We start from the raw sequence: 18,870 nt of genomic DNA, 5'->3' as shown, positions 1-18,870 counted from the left end.
AAATCCGTATCCATCACTTGTTTAAATTGTGGATTGGGAATCAGAACAATTTTGTCATCCACACGATTCGTCACTTTAAGATCCTTATTTGGATAATCTAATTGAGATAAGAAATGGCGAATACAATTTAAACGTGCACGTTTTTTATCATCAGATTTAATAATCGTCCACGGCGCGTCGCCTGTATGTGTGTGGAAAAACATTTGATTCTTGGCTTCAGTATAATCATCCCAGCGATCAAGAGACTGAATATCAATCGGTGAGAGCTTCCAATGCTTTAAAGGATCATCACGGCGCGAGATAAAGCGACGTAATTGTTCTTCACGACTGACCGAAAACCAAAATTTAAATAAATGAATGCCGCTATTGACCAGCATGCGTTCAAGCTCAGGTGTCTGGCGCATAAACTGCAAATATTCTTGTGGCTCACAAAAGCCCATGACCCGTTCCACACCTGCACGGTTGTACCATGACCGATCAAAAAATACCATTTCACCTTTAGTGGGTAAACGCTCAATATAGCGCTGGAAATACCATTGACCACTTTCCTGAGGGTTTGGTTTTTCAAGAGCGACTACACGCGCGCCACGTGGATTTAAATGCTCCATAAAACGTTTAATCGTGCCGCCTTTACCTGCTGCATCACGCCCTTCAAATAAACACACAATACGTTGTCCCGTATCCTTCACCCAAGATTGAACTTTGAGTAATTCAATTTGAAGGAGTTTCTTTTCGGCTTCATACGTCTTGCGTGACATACGTGTACGATAAGGATAACTTTCCGGTAAAGCGGCGGAGCTAGATTCTTCTGCTGTCACCAATCCTTTATATTCAAGCACCGATTTTTTAAAGACAGGCAAGTTCTTGAGTTGCTCTTGATCAATCACTTCAATGTCTTCATTAGGATTAGGTTGGTGATCTTTATCCATTTTTTTCTCGCTATAACAATGAACTGAAACAAAAAAATATTAACGCTAAAATCAATGATCTGACTTTTTATCAGACATCATTAATTTATCTAATTTAACAATATCATTGAGTCAATCAAAAAATAATAAACTTTTATTAGCTGTTCAGACATAAAAATGGCTGGGGAATTATGCAAAAAAATGTTAAATTTAAACTCTAGATGCGCTTTATTTGGGGGATGAATGTTTATTGCCTTGATCACACTGATGTTCATTCAGTTTTGCGCTCTGATTACCCCAGGTCCAGATTTTTTTCTAGTTTCTCAAACGGCAATTAGCCGTTCGCGTCGTGAGGCCGTATTTGTCGTTCTAGGAATTACAGTCGGGGTCATGTTTTGGGCAATCTTAGCCTTGATGGGCTTAAATATCATTTTTGAAAAAATGGCATGGTTAAAGCAGATTCTACTGGTGATTGGTGGGATTTATTTGTGTTGGCTCGGCTTTCAAATGCTACGTTCTGCTTTTTCCAAACAGAAAGTTCAAAATACTAATACGCCAATTGATTTACCTAAAACTGAGACCAAGTTTTTCCTAAAAGGCTTGTTGACCAATTTATCCAATCCTAAAGCCGTGATTTATTTTGGTAGTGTATTTTCTTTGTTCTTGGCAAATCCTGCATTAGATCATGTGCATTCATTGCTGTTTATTATTATTGCGGTAGAAACTCTGGTCTGGTTTTTATTTGTGGTATTTGTATTTTCTTTACCAAGTTTTAAATCTGCTTATCAAAATGTTGCAAAATGGATCGATGGTGTTTCTGGTGGTATCTTTACGGCGTTTGGCATTTATTTGATTAGCCATCGCTAAAATAAGGATAAATAAAAAAACCTGCATCAGCAGGTTTTTTATTAGATTTATTTCATTAGTCCTTTTTACTACTTCTTTTTTGGAAAAAAAGAGCATCTAAACTGCAATGAAAGAAATCTATTATTAATTTGAATTAGGCAAATTTTGCCAAAACTTCTAAGAATGGTTCACGCTGACGCGGAAATTCAGCAATCACATCATGAATACGTTGGCCTTGAGGATTAGTGGCATTGACATCACGACCACCTGCAACAAATTGAGTCAATAAACGTTCATAATCGTTTGGACGCATGTGTTTGAAGGCATGGTATAACACGTGAAAGTCAGCGTTTACACCTTCGGGTGGAAGTTGATTAAGATAGGCAAAAACACGCTCGTCTGACCATTCTTCATTGAAAGTTGCTGGCTGTGATAATGCCATTACACGTTCCTCAGTCTTAAAATAATTAAGGGCAAAATGTTTTGACTCGAAGCATAGCTTCGCGCCTTGCGAGCCTCACATTTTGCCCTTATTTGCCGAAAAGCGCTAATAAGAATTTTATAATTTAAATATCAATAAAACCGCTTATCGCTCTTCGGGTAAGTTGATATTCATTTCCAGCATTTCAATATTGGCCTCAGAACGTACCTGCATCTGAATATGGCCTTCATCGACACCGCGTACATAACGATTTACAACTTGCATGATTTCCTTTTTCATCTGGTCAATTTTATCTTGACTCAAACGACGACCTAAACCCTGCTCGGAAGCGACAATGACTTTTAAACGATCTTTGGCTGTTTGTGCACTTGATGGTTTGTCCTCACCGCTAAAAATTTTACTCCAAAATCCCGCCATAGTTATGCTCCAAATAACCGCGCCAACCAGCTCTTCGGCTGTACTGTAATGTAACGATATGGACGTTCTTCTCCTAGAAAACGTGCCACCAGATCATCGTAAGCCTGACCTGATTTAGAGTCGCTATACAAAATCACAGGCTTACCTTCATTGGATGCCTGTAAAACGATTGGACATTCTGGAATTACGCCTAAAGTTGGAATTCGTAAAATGTCTTTGGATATATCGTCAATCGTCAACATTTCCTGACGATCGGCACGTTCTGGATTAAAACGGGTAATACATAAGTGTTTACGTATCCGTCCTTCGTTTTGTTCTACTTTCTTGGTTTTACTATCGAGCATTCCAATAATACGATCTGAATCACGAACAGATGAAATCTCAGGATTGGTGACAATAATAGCCTCATCTGCATGATACATCGCTAAAATCGCGCCGCGTTCAATTCCAGCAGGTGAGTCACAAATAATGTAATCAAATTCCTGTGATAATTCATCAATAACACGCGCAACACCTTCGTCACTTAAAGCGTCTTTATCACGTGTTTGTGAAGCAGGCAGAATATACAAATTTTCAATATCTTTATCGCGAATAAGGGCCTGTTGTAAACGGGCTTCATTGTTAATGACATTGACAAAGTCATATACCACGCGACGTTCACATCCCATGATCAAATCGAGGTTACGTAAGCCCACGTCAAAATCAATCACAACAGTTTTATGACCACGTTGGGCTAAACCTGTTGCAAAAGATGCACTCGTTGTAGTTTTACCTACACCACCTTTGCCTGATGTTACGACAACAATTTTGGCCACCGAATCCACTCCTGTTATGGTCATAGCCCTTTAGAAAAGGGCTTTTATTGGTGTTTAATTTATACCTTAAAATTCCAGAGCCTGAAATACAAGTTCTTGCTTGTCATTTAAATAAATATGTACCGCTTTTTTGAGCACATCTTTGGGAATATCATCCGCTACACAGTAAGTTCCTGCAATAGAGACCAATTCAGCTTCTAATGAATGACAAAAAATACGTGCTGCGGAATTTCCACCTGCACCTGCGATGACTCTACCACGAACATTGCCATAAATATGAATATTTCCCGATGCAATGACTTCGGAGCCGCTATTCATACTGGCATTTAAAATAATGTCACCATGATCCTGTACCAGACTTTGTCCTGTTCGCAAAATTTCATCATGGTAAGAGGTCTTGTGCGCAATCGCTGTTTTTGTTGGTGTTGTTTTTGTTTCGGAGTTTAATGTATCGGCTTTAACTTCTTCAACCAATACCACTTCTTCACGTGAGGGTTTAATTCGTTGTAAAGGCTGATCAGCAGGAAGCACTGGAAATTGAATGGCGCGCGCTTCATCACCCAAAATCCCATCAATCACAGCCATAGGTTGTAAGCCCAGACTGATCAAAAGCTGAATTAACGCAATGAGTTCCTGTTCAACCGTACTGTCAATAATCACCAAAGTGCCTTGATAAGCACCTTCACTCAGTGTATTTGCTAATTGCTGGCGGATGGCATCATGATCATTTGTATCTAAGGTCAACCGGGTAAAGTTGACCATTCTGCCTGTAATCCGTATATCAGCCATAATTATTCCTTAAGAACCTCTGACGAGCTGTTACGCCGAGGTAATGTTGTAAATAGTCCAAATCCTAGATCAAATTTAATGATTTCTCTAGCTATTGGTCAAAAAAAATTGTTGAAGTGACTAATCTTTAACTCGATTCTTCAACACGATCATGATCGTTTAAAATTTGCTGCCATTGTTTGACTTTGACTTGCTGGCGAATGGCTTCCAGACTTTCAAATACCACAGATTCGACCAATTCTTCCAAGTGTTTGTTATCAATATTGATTTCGCTCATGCGTTGTGCAATTAGCTCATAGTTGGGATTGATTGCACGTTCTGAACCAGTTGCAAAGGGTTGAATCAAGCCTGAGGTGATATTTTCACCCAAACGTTGCCCGATACTTTGAATCTGCTGTTCAATGCGACCGCCAACAATTGGAATCAAACGTAATAACTGAGTTAATTCTGGCGTATCCTCAATGGCTTGATTGACAATTTGCCCAACTCCTTTGGAAATTTGATCCTGCTGTGCCCGAAGTTCTGTGGCCAGACTTTCTTGCAATAATTCAGCGATCGTGACTGCAAATAGTTGACGATGATGATCCACCAATTCATGAATAATCCGTTTATGCGTAGAACTGGTTTCAAGTTCACGTTTAATACCATGAATCACCGTTAAAACCACACGATCAGAAAGTTCTTCCATGACCACGTGATAATAAAACAGCCCTTGATTGGACCAGCTCTCAGGAATGATCTTATAGCCCAGTTCATGCAGCCGATAGGCAATAATCCCTGCACGAAATAATCTTAAAAAACGTAAATGTGGAATAATGGCTAAAATTTCGTACCAATGAATAAATGGAAAAAAGAACCAGCGAGAATGATGTTTATTGATAATTGCAATTGCCCAACGGATGAGTAATTCAATAATTAAAAACCCAATAAACCATGCTTCTGTGGTAATCACCCATGGATGCAAATGTGTCCGATAAAACTCAAGCACTTGCGGTAGATGGATATGATCGAAAAACCAAGTGCCAATACTGCTCATTAAAAAGAAATTGGCACATAGGCAGAACAAATTAAAAATAATAATAAACACCATAAAGATGTCATACACCAGAAATACCTTGAACGATAAACTGGTCGGATCGACATGATGATATTTAGATTTTTCTCTGGAACTGTTCTGCATAATGCCTGTGAATTTTAATGATTTTAAATGATTAAGATGCCTGATTAGCGTATTGGGCTTTCATTTGATCAATCAACTGATCTTTTTCAGTCCAAAGCTGATCAACCCAATCCTGAAAGCGTTTGCGATAATCTTCATCTTCCTCATAATTCCCCCCCAACACCCAATCTGGAATCTCGATTTTACGCAAATTCACCGCAATACGAGATACATCGCCAAGCCAGAAATCACTATATTCGGGTGGTCCATCTGGATAAACAATAGTCATGTCGACTAATGCATCAATTTGATCGCCCAAAATATTTAAGGCAAGAGCCAAGCCGCCAGCTTTGGGTTTCAGCAAATTTTGATAAGGTGAGTTTTGCTGATCATGTTTGGCTTGTGTAAAGCGAGTGCCTTCCAAATAATTCAGTAAGGTAAAGGGTTGAGACAAAAGTTGCTCACACGCTTTACGAGCCTCTAGCATATCGCGAGTTTTGAGTTCTGGATTTTTGGCAATTTGCTCTTTGCTATGACGCTTCATCATCGGAAAGCCTAAAATCTTAAAGGCTTGACCGACAAAAGGAATAAAAATCAGTTCCCATTTGGTGAAAAATCGGGTCAGAGGCATACGACTAACGCCAAAGTATTGATTGACTGTAGTATCCACCCAACTTTGATGGTTACACATCATGAGATAACGACCCTGCATACTCACTTCAAGCTGTGGATCAATCGTGATATCCCATTGTAAATGTGGCAATACCTGATCGATCAACCAATTATTGATTCCCAGCCAGTTATTGGTAATCTGGATGGTGGTTTCATCGACTTTGCGAGATTGTTTGAATAATTTGGTTAAACCCAGTGCCAATACTGGAGGGCCATGCAAAAAAGTACTGCCTGTAATGACACTGCCCACGGTCATGCCTCGGGTAATTTTTTTAAGCATCGACTGTTTTTGGGGTTGTTTTGACATAATCTAAATCCTGATGATGAATCACGTCCAACTTGTAAAAATCTGAGCACAATATAGACGTTGTACACCGATTTAAAAAGTTAAACAGTGCAACAATGGATAAATGTAGTGAAGATTTAAACGAAAGATACTTAAAGTATTACAAAATGTAAAAAAACAGCGTATTGTTAACAAAAAATCAATGGTCTAAGTGGCTTTTTTCTATCATTATTTTTACAGACAACAAAGACACAAACGAGGAGGCATGCAATGCGTGCACTATTAATTACGACAGTGGTTGGGGCAGCAGTGGCACTTTCTGGTTGCCAATCAACAGGACAAAATCTGGGTGGCGTTGAATATGACAAAGCTGCTTTAGGTACATTGATTGGTGCAGGAGCGGGCTACGGTATTTCTAAATCAAATGCGAACTCTAGCCGTCAAAATAACCGTGCAGCCGCGATTGGTGCCGTGTTAGGTGGTGCAAGTGGTTTGTATCTTGACCAAAAAGAGAAAAAATTACGTCAACAAATGGCGGGTACTGGTGTCGAAGTCAATCGTAATCCAGATGGTTCGGTTGGATTGGTCATGCCTGGTAACATTACTTTTGATACTAACAAATCAAACATCAAACCAAATTTCTATTCGACTTTGAACAAAGTAGCACAAATACTTGCAGAAGATAACAAGAGTGCGATCCTCGTGACAGGTTATACAGATAGCACAGGTAACGATTCGATCAATATTCCATTGTCTCAGGCTCGTGCTCAATCAGTTGCGAACTATTTAAGTGGTCAAGGTGTTTCATCTGCTCGTATTAATGCACAAGGTTACGGTTCAGCGAATCCGATTGCATCAAATGCGACTGCGGATGGTCGTGAACAAAACCGTCGTGTTGAAATTAGCATCTATGAGCGTCAATCTTAGTCGCTTAGTTTCTAAAAACCACCTTCGGGTGGTTTTTTTATGAGTAAAATCCATGTGAATCGATTAGGCATCTGCTGATTAGATGTCTATAATCATGCTCGGATTCTTAAGAGGAAAACCTATGTCAGCAGCAAGTCATCTCAATGACAAGCAACTTGAAGCCATGAAATATACTCAAGGACCCTTGTTAGTGCTTGCAGGGGCTGGTTCAGGTAAAACCTCGGTGATTACCCAGAAAATTGCTTATCTGGTGAAAAATTGTCGTATTCCTGCACATCGCATTACTGCAATGACCTTTACCAATAAAGCTGCGCGTGAAATGAAAGAACGCGTCGGGAAGTTGCTTTCTCGTGAGGAAGGAAAAGGTCTTTCAGTTTCAACCTTTCATACCTTTGGTTTGAATTTATTGCGTCTGGAACTGAAACATACGCCACTTAAAAATAATTTTTCGATTTTGGATGCTGATGACTGTAAACGCATCCTGATGGATTTAATGCAGCGTGACAATCTTTCTGGAGCTGAAAGCAAAGAACTGATTGCCAAAGCGATGAAAAAAATCTCAGACTGGAAAAATGATCTGATTGTTCCTGAACAAGCTCATTCGACTTGTGAAACGGTAGAAGATGTCCAGTTTGCTCATCTGTATCAGCTTTATGAGCGTAATTTACGGGCTTATAACGCGGTTGATTTTGATGATCTGATTGTATTACCCACACGTCTTTTGCAGGAAAATGCTGAAGTCCGTGATAAATGGCAAAACCGTACCCGTTATCTTTTGGTCGATGAATATCAGGACACTAACACCGCCCAGTATATTTTGGTGAAATTACTGGTTGGGGTCATGGGACAGTTCACTGCGGTGGGTGACGATGACCAATCCATTTACGCATGGCGTGGCGCAAAACCTGAAAATATGGCATTGCTCAAAGAAGATTTTCCCAATCTAAAAGTCATTAAGCTTGAACAAAATTATCGTTCAACTAGTCGAATTTTAAAAGCAGCCAACGCTGTGATTGAAAACAATCCGCATATTTTTGATAAAAAATTGTGGAGCGATAAAGGGCATGGCGAAGTGATTCGGATTATTACTTGCCGTAATGATGATGATGAAGCTGAGCGTGTGGTCAAAGATTTAATGACCCATAAGCTGATGAATGGCAAAAACTGGAAAGATTATGCGGTGTTGTATCGCGGTAATTTTCAAGCAAGGGTATTAGAAACGCAACTGCGTCAAATGCAGATTCCGTATAAGCTCTCGGGTGGACAGTCATTCTTCGCACGGGCAGAAATTAAGGATGTGATGAGCTATTTGCGTCTGATTATTAACCCAGAAGATGACAGCGCATTTTTACGCATTATTAATACTCCAAAACGTGCTATTGGGCCTGTCACACTAGAAAAGTTGGGTCTTTTTTCACAGGAAAATCATTTGTCTTTGTTGGGTGCGGCATCCGATCAGCGCCTCACTATGGTCATTCCGAAAAAAGCTGCAACACAATTACATGAATTTTCCGATTTTATCAGCAATTTTACACGTGAACTGATGGATGACGATGAACCCGTGCCAAAGGTTCGCCAGATGATGAATGAAGCGGGTTATATTGATTATATCCGTGAAACTGCGGCTACCCCTGCGCAGGAAAAAACCAAGCTCGATAATATTGAAAACTTATTTAGCAGTATTCAAGGCTTACTGAATCGCACTGAAGATGTCGATGAAAAAAATATTGAAAGCGTGATTCGTAAACTGGTTCTACTGGATATGCTGGAGCAGCAGCAAGAAGAAGAAGACACCGATAAAGTCAATCTTCTAACCTTACATGCAGCAAAAGGTCTTGAATTTCCATTTGTTTATATTATGGGACTTGAAGAAGAATTATTGCCGCACAAAAACTCGATTGCCGCTGAAACTATCGAAGAAGAACGCCGTTTGATGTATGTGGGCATTACTCGCGCACGTCAGGGCTTAACCTTGACCTTGGCAGAACAGCGTAAAAATGGCGGACAAATGAAACAGATGACACCAAGCCGTTTTCTGGATGAATTGCCACAAGACGAACTAGAGTGGTTAGGACGCAAAAAGAAATTGGCGGGTAATGTGGATCCGAAAGAGCAGGCACAGCAATATCTAGCGAATTTAAAAGCCTTATTAAAGAAATAATTGATTGAACGATTAGGAAATATAATGAAAGTCCAAGTAAAAATTTTAGACCAGCGTCTGGGCAATGAATGGCCGCTTCCTTCGTATGCAACCACAGGTTCAGCAGGTCTGGACTTACGTGCCTGTGTTGATGAAGCGATTCAAATTGAACCAGGTCAAACTGTTTTAGTTAAAACAGGCATGGCGATTTATATTCACGATAGCGCTTTTGCAGGTCTTATTTTGCCACGTTCAGGCTTGGGTCATAAGCATGGTATTGTCTTGGGGAATCTGGTGGGATTAATTGACTCAGATTATCAAGGCGAACTGATGGTTTCAGTATGGAATCGCGGTCAGCAGAGCTTTACTTTAGAGCCGGGTGAACGTTTGGCGCAATATGTTTTAGTGCCTGTGGTTCAGGCAGAATTTGAACAAGTAGATGAGTTTGTTGCTACCGATCGTGGTACGGGCGGTTTTGGTCATACCGGTAAGCAATAATTCAAGCGCCTGTTTAAACAGGCGTTTCTTTTTTTGTATTGAATGTTTCAAAAAATTAGATTAAAACATCACACTTAATCTGTCTGAATGACTGACAAGAATGCTGCCTACTTCCTTTAGCATAAGCAATACTATTTTTACTTTTAATAAGTAGGCCTTGAATTAAAAGAAGATGCCTATGGATGCGATGTTTAATTTTCCCTTACATATTTTTCGTGCTTACGATATTCGTGGCAAGCTAACGGTGTTTACACCGCAAGTGGTGGCTGCCATTGCTTATGCTTTGGCAGAGCAGTACAGCTTGGTAGGTCAAAGCAAAGTCGTGATTGCTTATGATGCACGGCTGAGTAGTCCACAATATGCTGCAATATTAGCAACCATTTTTGAAAAGCAGGGTTTAGACGTTATAGATTTAGGCTGCTGCTCTAGCCCTATGATGTATTTCATGGCGCGTCAGACCCATGGCAATGGGGTGATGGTGACGGCAAGCCATAATCCAAAGTCGGACAATGGAATTAAATGGATTTTAAACGGTGAACCTCCAACACCTGCACAGATTGAAGCGGTTGGCAATGCAGCCGCCCATCATCATATTCAAGCATTAGATGTTCCTCGTATTCGAGGATTAAGCCATCAAATCAAAACCGAATACTGTTTAATGTATCAGCAGGGTTTACTTGAAGATATTCATCTAAAACGACCTTTCAAGGTGGTTTTAGATGGTTTGCATGGTTCAGCAGGACGCTGTGCTGAAATGGTGCTGAATAGATTGGGTTGTGATGTCATTGCTTTGCGTTGTGAAGCCAATGGTGAATTTCCAGATCATGCACCTGATCCTTCTCAGGCGATTCATTTGGAAAAATTACAACACGCAGTGCTTAATCATCAAGCGGATATTGGGATTGCGCTAGATGGGGATGGTGATCGCTTAGTCATCATGGATGAACAGGCACATATTATTACTGCCGATCGTTTGATTTCTCTATTCGCACAAATGTGTTTGGAGCAACATCCGCAAGCTGAAATTGTTTTTGATGTTAAATGCTCCAGTATGGTGACGCAAACTATTAATGACTTAGGCGGCATTGCAACCATGATCCGCACAGGCAGTAGTTTTCTGCGACGTTATTTATCCCAATCTCAGGGAAAAGCGGTTTTTGGTGGAGAGTACGCAGGGCATTATGTATTCAACGATGGTCGTGGTTTTGGTTATGATGATGGTGTATATGCTGCACTGCGGGTACTGGAATATTTAAGTCAGTTCCCTAAGCAAACACTGTCTCAGCTGGTGTCTGCTTTCCCAGAGCGTTATTGTACGGAAGATACTTACATTAGCACTCATCGTTCGGAACCCAAAATTGTGTTGCAGGATATTGAAAGTTGTAGTTATCAATCTAAAGCACAACTCAGCAAAATAGATGGGATACGACTTGATTTTGACGATGGTTTTGGCATTATTCGAGCATCCAACACGGGCGAATACTTTACTGTCAGGTTTGATGCGGGCAGTCCATTGCAATTGGCACAGATTCGACATCAGTTTGTTCGCATGTTGCAGGATAAATATCCTAAAATAGCGCAAGATATTTCAAACATCCATTAAGGAGAGGCGAATGCCACATCAGCATACTGGCATCGACAAAGCGAAAATATTGACCGAAGCTTTGCCGTACATTCAACGTTTTTCGGGTAAAACGCTAGTTGTGAAATATGGTGGCAATGCAATGACCGATCCTGAACTGGAAAGCTCATTTGCACGCGATATTGTGTTATTAAAAACTGTGGGTTTAAATCCAATCGTAGTACATGGTGGTGGTCCACAAGTTGATTCGCTCCTCAAACGTTTGGGGCAGGAGTCTGACCGTATTGATGGAATGCGTGTTACCGATGAAGCGACCATGGAAGTTGTGGAAATGGTGCTTGGTGGGAGTGTCAACAAATCCATTGTCAACCTGATCAATAAACACGGTGGCCGTGCCATTGGTTTAACAGGTAAGGATGGCAACTTGTTGCGTGCACGTAAATTGCTCATGGAAAAACAAGATGAGCAAGGTCAGGTGCAGCATATTGATCTGGGCATGGTCGGTGAAGTGGTTGGGGTAAAAACCGATGTGTTGGAAATGTTTACCCAAAGTGATTTCATTCCTGTGATCGCACCTTTAGGTGTCGATGAAGAGGGAAATACTTACAATATCAATGCAGATTTGGTCGCAGGTAAAGTCGCTGAAGCCTTAGGCGCTGAAAAACTGATTTTGCTCACCAACATCACGGGTGTACTGGATGAAAATAAAAATCTGCTGACTGGCTTAAGCACACAGGAAGTCGATCGTTTAATCGAAACCGGTGTGATTTATGGCGGTATGATTCCTAAGGTCGGCTGTGCCCTTGATGCGGTGAAAGGCGGCGTGGTGAGTGCGCATATTGTCGATGGTCGTGTACCGCATGCAACGTTACTGGAAATCTTTACAGATCATGGTGTCGGGACATTGATTACCAACCGACTTGCACATAAAGTTACGTATTAAATTTTTGTATTGTGTTTTATAAAGTCATCTTCGGATGACTTTTTTATTGGGTATAAAACGTCATTTTCCTGTCATGATCTTATCCTAGTGTAAGCATAATGATAAAAACAGGGTGACATTATGCTAGAAAAACTCAATCACTATCGCCAAAATTTTAGTCTGCCTTTAACTCGTCAAAAAACCAACCAAACTCAGTTTCGCTTTGACTGGGTGGATAACCTCAAAGAATTACAAGAAGTACAACGATTTCGTGCAGTTCAATTTAGTCAACAATTTGGTGTAAGCTTTGAAGATGGACTGGATCAAGATATTTATGATTTTGGCTGCGAACATGCTGTATTAAGAGAAAAATGGACAGGCGAGATCGTGGCATATACCCGCCTTAAACTTTTTCAGGGTCATGAAATATCACAAAGTTATAGCGCGAGTGAGTTTGAAATTGTTCCGCAACTTTCACATTTACCCAATGTGCTCGAGATAGGTCGTACCTGTGTACATCCACGTTTTCGTTCAGGTAAAGCGTTATCGATACTCTGGCTGAATCTGGTGCCCAAGGTACTTTGGTCAATGCGTGCCAAATATTTGATGGGCTGTGTCAGTATTCATTTGCAAGATAATTTGGCGCGCGCTTATCACACACATCAGCAAATTCAGCGTTTAGATTCAAAGCAGACTATCGGTATTGCCTCAAAAAATCATTTTGAGATCCCGCGCCCTGAATTTAGTTTTCCACAAGATGAGCGTATGCCCAAATTATTTAAAATGTATCTGGACATGCAATCTAAATTATCGCGTCAAGCGTTCTACGATGAAACTTTTAATTGTCTGGATTACTTTGTTTTCTTGGAAGTCAATCAGGTTGCAAAGTCTTTTGTCTTGAGTAAACGTGTCCATAAATAGAATTTATCGTTAATTTTGTATTAGGCTCTATATATTCAGATTTGCAAGCCTTTTGCCACTGATGCACAATACAGCTAAGCCTCTTGCTTTGATTTGACATGCTATGTGCCAACTACTTGGAATGAATTGTGCCACTCCGACCGATATTACCTTTTCTTTTAAAGGTTTTTCGCAACGCGCGGGGATTACCTCTGATCATTCCGATGGTTTCGGGATTGCATTTTTTGAAGATAAAGCTTGCCGTTTATTTGTCGATAATCAATCTGCGGTTGAATCGCCCATTGCAGAACTGGTGCGTAACTATCCAATCAAATCACGTAATGTCATCGCCCATATTCGTAAAGCAACACAAGGCAAGATTACCCTAGAAAACTCGCATCCGTTTATCCGTGAACTGTGGGGCAGACAGTGGATTTTTGCACATAATGGAGATTTACATCATTTTGATCCACCGTTAACAGGGCGTTTTACGCCCATTGGCAACACTGATAGTGAGCGCGCATTTTGCTATTTGCTAGACCAGTTGGTTGAACATTTTGGTTATACCGAACCGAGTGTGCTACAAGTCTTTGCTGTTCTTGAAAAAATTTCACCCAAAGTTGCTGAGTTTGGAACCTTCAATTATTGCTTGTCCAATGGTCAGGCATTGTTTAGCTATGCGACAACCAAGTTGCATTGGCTGGTTCGTGAGTATCCTTTTAAAGCTGCACGGCTGATTGATCTGGATGTGGAAGTGGATTTCAGTCAAGTCACTACCTCCCATGATCGTGTTGCCGTGATCACCACTGAGCCGCTCACTCAAAATGAACAGTGGACATCTTATCAAGCTGGAGAAATGATTTTATTTCAGGATGGAAAACCACTAAAACATGCTCAAACACATGTTGAACGTTTAGAGCGTGAACTAAAAAATCCTGAACTTAAACGAATTACTCGTGCAGACCAATATTAGATTTCATTTAAATTTAAGGATTGATAATTATCTTAAAAAATAATGTAACCATATATTTAAAATAATTTGATATTTTTGTCTATAAAGACAAATTTTATGTATATTCTGCATTTTTTTATTTATTTTTCTTTTTTTGTTAATAATAAACCTAAAAATTGGTTAAAAAATATCTTACTTTTTTGCTTTGTTTTTAGGCTAAAATTTTATGCAAATCAGACAATTAAGCCTATTTTTTGATGCTTATTATAATCCCGACCAATTTGCTTTATTTTTATTTAAAAAAATAACAGATATTATATTGATATCTAATAAATGTTTTAGACAGCAGAGGTGTGATATGAGATGGCTTTCTGAATATAATACTGGCATTGAAGTCATTGATGATCAGCATCAACGTATTCTTGAATATATTAATGAGCTAGAAGAAGTCAGAAAAACACATGACAGAGCTCAAGTCAAAGATGTGCTATTAAACTTGATTGATTATACTCAATCGCATTTTGCCTTTGAAGAAAGTTTACAGGAAGAGGCAAATTATAAATATCGAGTTCCTCATAAACGTGTGCATGATTTATTTATTAAAAAAATTGAGCACTATCGTGAACGTTTTGAAATGGGGCATGATGTTGAGGAAGAACTTTATGAAGTGCTATCAAAATGGTTGATTAATCATATCCAACACGATGATGCTGATTATGTCGGTGCAGTGAAAGAAAACATGATGGGTATTATTAAGGAAAAAGAACAGAAAAAAGGCAAGGGGTGGTTTGCACGTTTCTTTTCATAAATAAAAGTCACGAATCGGCAAACTTCAATAAAAGAAAATAACAACAAGACTCAGCGCTGCAAATCATCTAGAAATAGATGGTTTGCATTTTTTATTTGCAAACTTTGATTTTCATACTCGACAAAGGCAAAATATCTCCAGACTTCATATTAGGAATGAATGATGCAGGATTCAGCTTTCGCGCGGTGGTTATCACCACTTATGGCGTTTTGCTTTACTTTTATTATGATTGCAGCATTAGCATCGGCTGTGGGGATTCAGATCGACCGTCAACTGGATTTCTGGTTGCTTTGGTTAGGGACTATGGTAATTTTGGCACTTCCTCTTTGCTATCTGGAAATTGCACTGGCGAAGCGCTCAAAAACAACCGCCTTGAATGCATTATCCAGTTTAACCCGTGATGCGGATGCTTCACAAAAATGGCGAATTGTGGGATGGCTCGCCGTTGTATTTATTCCTTTTTTGGCAGGCGCAATTTTAGCCCATTTGGGAATGGCTGCATCTGTGGCTGTGGGACTTGGTTTTAGTCCGCAGATTCTATTTGTTGGTTTAGCGATTATTGCATTTGCTTTGTCGTTTATTCCACGCCAGATTTTACTGATTCTGATGGTCTTAGGGGTCGTCATTTCATTGATCAGCTCACTATTTTTGGCGCAGCCAACCACTAGCTGGCACTGGACACCCATTGAGTTTAAAGAATGGGGTAGTGCCACAGTTTTGGCATTGGTGGCGACAGGTTTAGGCATGGGGCTGTACTGGCAAAATAGCTTGATTCAGATTCAAAATACATCAGAAGCGAGTAAAACTGCTTTTCCGATCTGGATCGCTCAGTTTGTTGCCGTGATTGCTTTCGGGTTTTACTCAGCACAACAAAATTTTTCTGATACAACACTGGCTATTGCAGGCGTTATTGCAGCCGCTTTGTTATTTCAACTGGCCCGAGAGCAACTACAACAGCGTCAGTTATCAGTGTTGATGCAATGGGTGATCTTGCTGATCGCTACATTGATCTGGCTGATCCCTAATATGCAGTTTGAGTTTAATATCTTGCTTATGCTGTGGGGATTATTGATTTGTTTGATTTATTCAATCTTTGCAGGTTGGATTATGAAAATTAGCCATTTGCGCAAATCGATGAACTTTAGTAATGAGCTTTTTTATAATCTATGGCGGATCGCAATCCGCATTGTTCTACCTTTATCGATTATTCTGGCAATGCTGGCGATCATTGGACCATTGTTCTCATGAGCCATGCTCAGGTCTGGGTGGCGTATGCGGCGGTCAATCAGCAGTTTTTAATTGCTGTCCCATTTACTCAGGGGATGACTGCAATTCAAGCGATTGAACTCAGTCAGATTAGGCAACAAATTGAGATTGCAGAACCTCTAAAGTTGGGCATTTTTGGTGTGAAAATTACGTTGGATACGCCGTTAAAAGCTGGTGACCGTGTGGAGATTTATCGGCCTCTGATGATTCATCCTCAAGATATTCGGCGTAATCGTGCTCAGAAAAATCCAGTGGGACGTTTTCAGCGTGGTAATCGTTTTAAACAATCTGACTCATAGAAAGAACCCCTCAAGCGAGGGGTATCTTTTTATTGAAAAATCATTATAGTGGTGGGGCTGTTAGGATGGCTTCTTTAGAAGCTGGTAAACCAGGCTGTGTTTCTGGAATAGTATCCAAGCCTTCGATACTTTTGACGATCCCTGATTCGTCAAAGTAAATTTTTAAATGCTGACCATGTGCAGCAGGAATTTTTGCTTTTTTAGCATAAGTACCTGGAATATAGTTGTAGATATAGTCCCAGCGTAGTGGATTTAGAGGATCTGTAACGGTTGGACTACCGAGCAAAAAGCGAACTTGTTGAAAATTCATACCCACTTGAACTTTTGATGCTTGGGCTTTAGTTAATGGAGTTCCTTGAGGGATGTCAACTTTGTAGACACCTAAAGTTGAACAACCAGCAAGCAGTGAAGTGACGAATAACGCCAACATAAGTTTTTGCATTTTGCTACACTATCCCAATAAATTATGATGCATTTGACTTAGGGATAGATCATACTGCATCTAACTACGATTGCCTATTCCAACTTTAAATTTGTTGAGAGACCTTTTTTTATGCCGATTTCCAATCAAGATTTACGTAAAGCTGGACTCAAAGTCACCCTGCCACGAATTAAGATTTTGGAATTATTAGAAAATTCAAAACAGCACCATTTGAGCGCAGAAGATATTTATAAGACTTTGCTTGAGCAAGGTGAAGATGTCGGTTTAGCTACAGTTTACCGTGTATTAACACAATTTGAAGCCGCAGGTATTATTCAGCGTCATCATTTTGAAAACAATCATTCTGTTTTTGAGATTATGCAAGAAGATCACCATGATCATCTGGTATGTTTAAATTGCGGTAAAGTCGTTGAATTTACAAATGAAATCATTGAACATGAGCAACATACCGTTGCTGAAAAGCATGGCTTTACCTTAACAGGCCATTCTTTAAATTTATATGGTTATTGTGATGCACCTGAATGTCAGGAAGCTTATCGTAAAAAGCAATAAAATCACATAAATACAACAAATTAAAAAAGGAGGCTTGCGCTTCCTTTTTTATTTCAGCGTGAGCTCAATCGCTTTACTGACCATCGAACGTAATATTACGGCTGGCATTTAAGAGTTGTTCTGCACCTTCCTCTGAAAGTTTGATGCTGAGACGTAGGTCGTTTGGCGAGTCGGCATGTTTCAAAGCATCTTTATAGGTAATTTGACCTGCTTTATATAAATCAAATAAAGCCTGATCAAAGGTTTGCATGCCGAGTTCACGTGAACGTTTCATTAAATCTTTGATTTCATGAATTTCACCTTTACGAATATAGTCAGCAAGTAATGGTGTATTGATCAGAATTTCAATCGCAGCACGACGTGAATTGCCATCTGGTGTTGGGATCAATTGCTGTGCCACCATGGCTTTTAGATTGAGCGAGAGATCCATATAGAGCTGATTGTGGCGATCACTTTCAAAGAAATGAATAATACGATCCAATGCTTGGTTGGCGTTGTTGGCGTGTAATGTCGCTAAGACCAGATGTCCTGTTTCAGCAAAGGCAATGGCGTAGTCCATGACCTCACGTGAACGAATCTCACCAATCAAAATCACATCTGGGGCTTGTCGTAGTGTGTTTTTCAGGGCCACATCGAAAGAGTCTGTATCAATACCGACTTCACGTTGAGTCACAATACAACCAGCGTGTTCATGAATGAACTCGATTGGATCTTCAACCGTGATGATATGACCTTTGGAGTTCTGATTTCGATAACCAATCATGGATGCCAATGAAGTGGATTTACCCGTACCAGTTGCCCCAACAAAGATAATAATGCCACGTTTGGTCATGGCCAGATCTTTAAGAATGGGCGGTAAGCGTAATTCATCCATTGTAGGGATAATCGTTTCGATACGACGTAATACCATGCCTGGCATATCACGCTGCTGAAATGCACTGACACGAAAACGTGCGGTTTTTTCCCGATTTACAATCGCAAAGTTACACTCTCTGCTCTCGTCAAATTCCTTGCGTTGCTTATCAGACATAATGGACTGAATCAGTTGTCCAACGACCTCAGCATTCAGCTTAGTCTTAGACACTGGGACAATCTGACCATTAATTTTCATCGAAGGTTCCACACCTGCGGTGACAAACAGGTCTGATGCTTGTTGTTCAATCATTAGATTGAGTAGGTCATTAAAATCCATATCTGGTCATCCTTTATTTTTGTGGCTTATAGGAAGGATTCGGGCGATTTGGCAGC

The 18,870-nt window shown here is 40.0% G+C and carries 21 protein-coding genes; 12 read left to right on the top strand and 9 right to left on the bottom strand.

The features are described from left to right. The coding region (ppk2, locus tag JR005_RS02005; protein WP_228731731.1) for a polyphosphate kinase 2 at positions 1-929 on the bottom strand (929 nt) is incomplete at its 3' end. Between the two features lie 222 nt (positions 930-1,151). On the opposite strand from ppk2, the gene rhtC reads away from it, so the two are divergent. Next, positions 1,152-1,775, top strand: coding sequence for a threonine export protein RhtC (gene rhtC, locus JR005_RS02000; RefSeq protein WP_004991026.1), 624 nt, complete (start codon positions 1,152-1,154; stop codon positions 1,773-1,775). A 133-nt stretch (positions 1,776-1,908) separates the two neighbouring features. Here the strand turns inward: rhtC and JR005_RS01995 are convergent, their stop codons facing one another. The 6 genes from JR005_RS01995 to JR005_RS01970 form a co-directional block, all read right to left on the bottom strand. Continuing rightward, a complete protein-coding gene (locus JR005_RS01995; RefSeq protein WP_004991023.1) occupies positions 1,909-2,196 on the bottom strand; it encodes a PA4642 family protein in 288 nt (95 codons plus the stop codon). 144 nt (positions 2,197-2,340) lie between these two features. After that, a complete protein-coding gene (gene minE, locus JR005_RS01990; RefSeq protein ID WP_004991022.1) occupies positions 2,341-2,613 on the bottom strand; it encodes a cell division topological specificity factor MinE in 273 nt (90 codons plus the stop codon). 2 nt (positions 2,614-2,615) lie between these two features. Next, a complete protein-coding gene (minD, locus tag JR005_RS01985; RefSeq protein ID WP_004991021.1) occupies positions 2,616-3,428 on the bottom strand; it encodes a septum site-determining protein MinD in 813 nt (270 codons plus the stop codon). 66 nt (positions 3,429-3,494) lie between these two features. Then, complete coding sequence (minC, locus tag JR005_RS01980) at positions 3,495-4,217, bottom strand: septum site-determining protein MinC (RefSeq protein WP_004991019.1); 723 nt, start codon at positions 4,215-4,217, stop codon at positions 3,495-3,497. A gap of 127 nt (positions 4,218-4,344) precedes the next feature. Beyond that, positions 4,345-5,397: a hypothetical protein gene (locus tag JR005_RS01975; protein ID WP_005002817.1), complete on the bottom strand. Its 1,053-nt coding sequence runs from the start codon at positions 5,395-5,397 to the stop codon at positions 4,345-4,347. Between the two features lie 31 nt (positions 5,398-5,428). After that, positions 5,429-6,355, bottom strand: coding sequence for an acyltransferase (locus tag JR005_RS01970; protein WP_005002820.1), 927 nt, complete (start codon positions 6,353-6,355; stop codon positions 5,429-5,431). Positions 6,356-6,604: 249 nt separating this feature from the next. Between JR005_RS01970 and JR005_RS01965 the strand changes: the two genes are divergently transcribed. The 10 genes from JR005_RS01965 (at position 6,605) to JR005_RS01920 (ending at position 16,628) form a co-directional block, all read left to right on the top strand. Continuing rightward, positions 6,605-7,261 carry an OmpA family protein gene (locus JR005_RS01965; protein ID WP_151721347.1) on the top strand — a complete coding sequence of 219 codons (657 nt, stop codon included), beginning with the start codon at positions 6,605-6,607 and terminating at the stop codon, positions 7,259-7,261. Between the two features lie 121 nt (positions 7,262-7,382). After that, positions 7,383-9,422: a UvrD-helicase domain-containing protein gene (locus JR005_RS01960; protein WP_004995963.1), complete on the top strand. Its 2,040-nt coding sequence runs from the start codon at positions 7,383-7,385 to the stop codon at positions 9,420-9,422. Positions 9,423-9,446: 24 nt separating this feature from the next. Next, the gene (dut, locus tag JR005_RS01955; protein ID WP_005002825.1) at positions 9,447-9,899 is read left to right on the top strand and encodes a dUTP diphosphatase; all 453 of its coding nucleotides are present in this window, start codon (positions 9,447-9,449) and stop codon (positions 9,897-9,899) included. A gap of 178 nt (positions 9,900-10,077) precedes the next feature. Further along, complete coding sequence (locus JR005_RS01950; RefSeq protein ID WP_218665497.1) at positions 10,078-11,502, top strand: phosphomannomutase/phosphoglucomutase; 1,425 nt, start codon at positions 10,078-10,080, stop codon at positions 11,500-11,502. Positions 11,503-11,512: 10 nt separating this feature from the next. Beyond that, on the top strand, positions 11,513-12,424 hold the full coding sequence (gene argB / locus JR005_RS01945) for an acetylglutamate kinase (protein WP_104794961.1): 912 nt from the start codon (positions 11,513-11,515) through the stop codon (positions 12,422-12,424). Between the two features lie 120 nt (positions 12,425-12,544). After that, on the top strand, positions 12,545-13,324 hold the full coding sequence (locus JR005_RS01940) for a GNAT family N-acetyltransferase (protein WP_049175294.1): 780 nt from the start codon (positions 12,545-12,547) through the stop codon (positions 13,322-13,324). A 103-nt stretch (positions 13,325-13,427) separates the two neighbouring features. Then, complete coding sequence (locus tag JR005_RS01935) at positions 13,428-14,276, top strand: class II glutamine amidotransferase (protein WP_010588903.1); 849 nt, start codon at positions 13,428-13,430, stop codon at positions 14,274-14,276. Between the two features lie 337 nt (positions 14,277-14,613). Then, positions 14,614-15,063, top strand: a complete 450-nt coding sequence (locus JR005_RS01930) for a bacteriohemerythrin (RefSeq protein ID WP_004991008.1) — start codon at positions 14,614-14,616, stop codon at positions 15,061-15,063. A 162-nt stretch (positions 15,064-15,225) separates the two neighbouring features. Beyond that, a complete protein-coding gene (locus JR005_RS01925) occupies positions 15,226-16,311 on the top strand; it encodes a hypothetical protein (protein WP_151721459.1) in 1,086 nt (361 codons plus the stop codon). After that, positions 16,308-16,628: an RnfH family protein gene (locus tag JR005_RS01920; RefSeq protein WP_005002835.1), complete on the top strand. Its 321-nt coding sequence runs from the start codon at positions 16,308-16,310 to the stop codon at positions 16,626-16,628. The genes JR005_RS01925 and JR005_RS01920 overlap by 4 nt, the downstream gene beginning before the upstream one ends. A gap of 43 nt (positions 16,629-16,671) precedes the next feature. Here JR005_RS01920 and JR005_RS01915 read toward each other — a convergent pair whose 3' ends face one another. Then, complete coding sequence (locus tag JR005_RS01915; protein ID WP_004991001.1) at positions 16,672-17,070, bottom strand: outer membrane protein assembly factor BamE; 399 nt, start codon at positions 17,068-17,070, stop codon at positions 16,672-16,674. A gap of 111 nt (positions 17,071-17,181) precedes the next feature. On the opposite strand from JR005_RS01915, the gene fur reads away from it, so the two are divergent. Beyond that, positions 17,182-17,622: a ferric iron uptake transcriptional regulator gene (gene fur / locus JR005_RS01910; RefSeq protein ID WP_004990998.1), complete on the top strand. Its 441-nt coding sequence runs from the start codon at positions 17,182-17,184 to the stop codon at positions 17,620-17,622. Between the two features lie 73 nt (positions 17,623-17,695). Here the strand turns inward: fur and JR005_RS01905 are convergent, their stop codons facing one another. Next, positions 17,696-18,814, bottom strand: coding sequence for a PilT/PilU family type 4a pilus ATPase (locus JR005_RS01905; RefSeq protein WP_004990996.1), 1,119 nt, complete (start codon positions 18,812-18,814; stop codon positions 17,696-17,698). Positions 18,815-18,870 lie beyond the last annotated feature (56 nt).

This window comes from Acinetobacter sp. Colony158 (assembly GCF_019264745.1).
Lineage (GTDB): Bacteria > Pseudomonadota > Gammaproteobacteria > Pseudomonadales > Moraxellaceae > Acinetobacter > Acinetobacter ursingii.
Note: the sequence above shows the minus strand (reverse complement) of the source record. Positions and strands in the feature narration are given on the sequence as shown.

What these genes read in the sequence shown, in the direction of transcription:
- JR005_RS01935 (WP_010588903.1), top strand. Translation starts at nt 13,428, where the DNA reads ATGTGCCAACTACTTGGAATGAATTGTGCCACTCCGACCGATATTACC.
- JR005_RS01970 (WP_005002820.1), bottom strand. Translation starts at nt 6,355, where the DNA reads ATGTCAAAACAACCCCAAAAACAGTCGATGCTTAAAAAAATTACCCGA.
- JR005_RS01965 (WP_151721347.1), top strand. Translation starts at nt 6,605, where the DNA reads ATGCGTGCACTATTAATTACGACAGTGGTTGGGGCAGCAGTGGCACTT.
- JR005_RS01960 (WP_004995963.1), top strand. Translation starts at nt 7,383, where the DNA reads ATGTCAGCAGCAAGTCATCTCAATGACAAGCAACTTGAAGCCATGAAA.
- minE (WP_004991022.1), bottom strand. Translation starts at nt 2,613, where the DNA reads ATGGCGGGATTTTGGAGTAAAATTTTTAGCGGTGAGGACAAACCATCA.
- JR005_RS01925 (WP_151721459.1), top strand. Translation starts at nt 15,226, where the DNA reads ATGCAGGATTCAGCTTTCGCGCGGTGGTTATCACCACTTATGGCGTTT.
- JR005_RS01920 (WP_005002835.1), top strand. Translation starts at nt 16,308, where the DNA reads ATGAGCCATGCTCAGGTCTGGGTGGCGTATGCGGCGGTCAATCAGCAG.
- dut (WP_005002825.1), top strand. Translation starts at nt 9,447, where the DNA reads ATGAAAGTCCAAGTAAAAATTTTAGACCAGCGTCTGGGCAATGAATGG.
- JR005_RS01905 (WP_004990996.1), bottom strand. Translation starts at nt 18,814, where the DNA reads ATGGATTTTAATGACCTACTCAATCTAATGATTGAACAACAAGCATCA.
- JR005_RS01950 (WP_218665497.1), top strand. Translation starts at nt 10,078, where the DNA reads ATGGATGCGATGTTTAATTTTCCCTTACATATTTTTCGTGCTTACGAT.
- JR005_RS01940 (WP_049175294.1), top strand. Translation starts at nt 12,545, where the DNA reads ATGCTAGAAAAACTCAATCACTATCGCCAAAATTTTAGTCTGCCTTTA.
- argB (WP_104794961.1), top strand. Translation starts at nt 11,513, where the DNA reads ATGCCACATCAGCATACTGGCATCGACAAAGCGAAAATATTGACCGAA.
- JR005_RS01995 (WP_004991023.1), bottom strand. Translation starts at nt 2,196, where the DNA reads ATGGCATTATCACAGCCAGCAACTTTCAATGAAGAATGGTCAGACGAG.
- JR005_RS01915 (WP_004991001.1), bottom strand. Translation starts at nt 17,070, where the DNA reads ATGCAAAAACTTATGTTGGCGTTATTCGTCACTTCACTGCTTGCTGGT.
- JR005_RS01975 (WP_005002817.1), bottom strand. Translation starts at nt 5,397, where the DNA reads ATGCAGAACAGTTCCAGAGAAAAATCTAAATATCATCATGTCGATCCG.
- minC (WP_004991019.1), bottom strand. Translation starts at nt 4,217, where the DNA reads ATGGCTGATATACGGATTACAGGCAGAATGGTCAACTTTACCCGGTTG.
- rhtC (WP_004991026.1), top strand. Translation starts at nt 1,152, where the DNA reads ATGTTTATTGCCTTGATCACACTGATGTTCATTCAGTTTTGCGCTCTG.
- fur (WP_004990998.1), top strand. Translation starts at nt 17,182, where the DNA reads ATGCCGATTTCCAATCAAGATTTACGTAAAGCTGGACTCAAAGTCACC.
- JR005_RS01930 (WP_004991008.1), top strand. Translation starts at nt 14,614, where the DNA reads ATGAGATGGCTTTCTGAATATAATACTGGCATTGAAGTCATTGATGAT.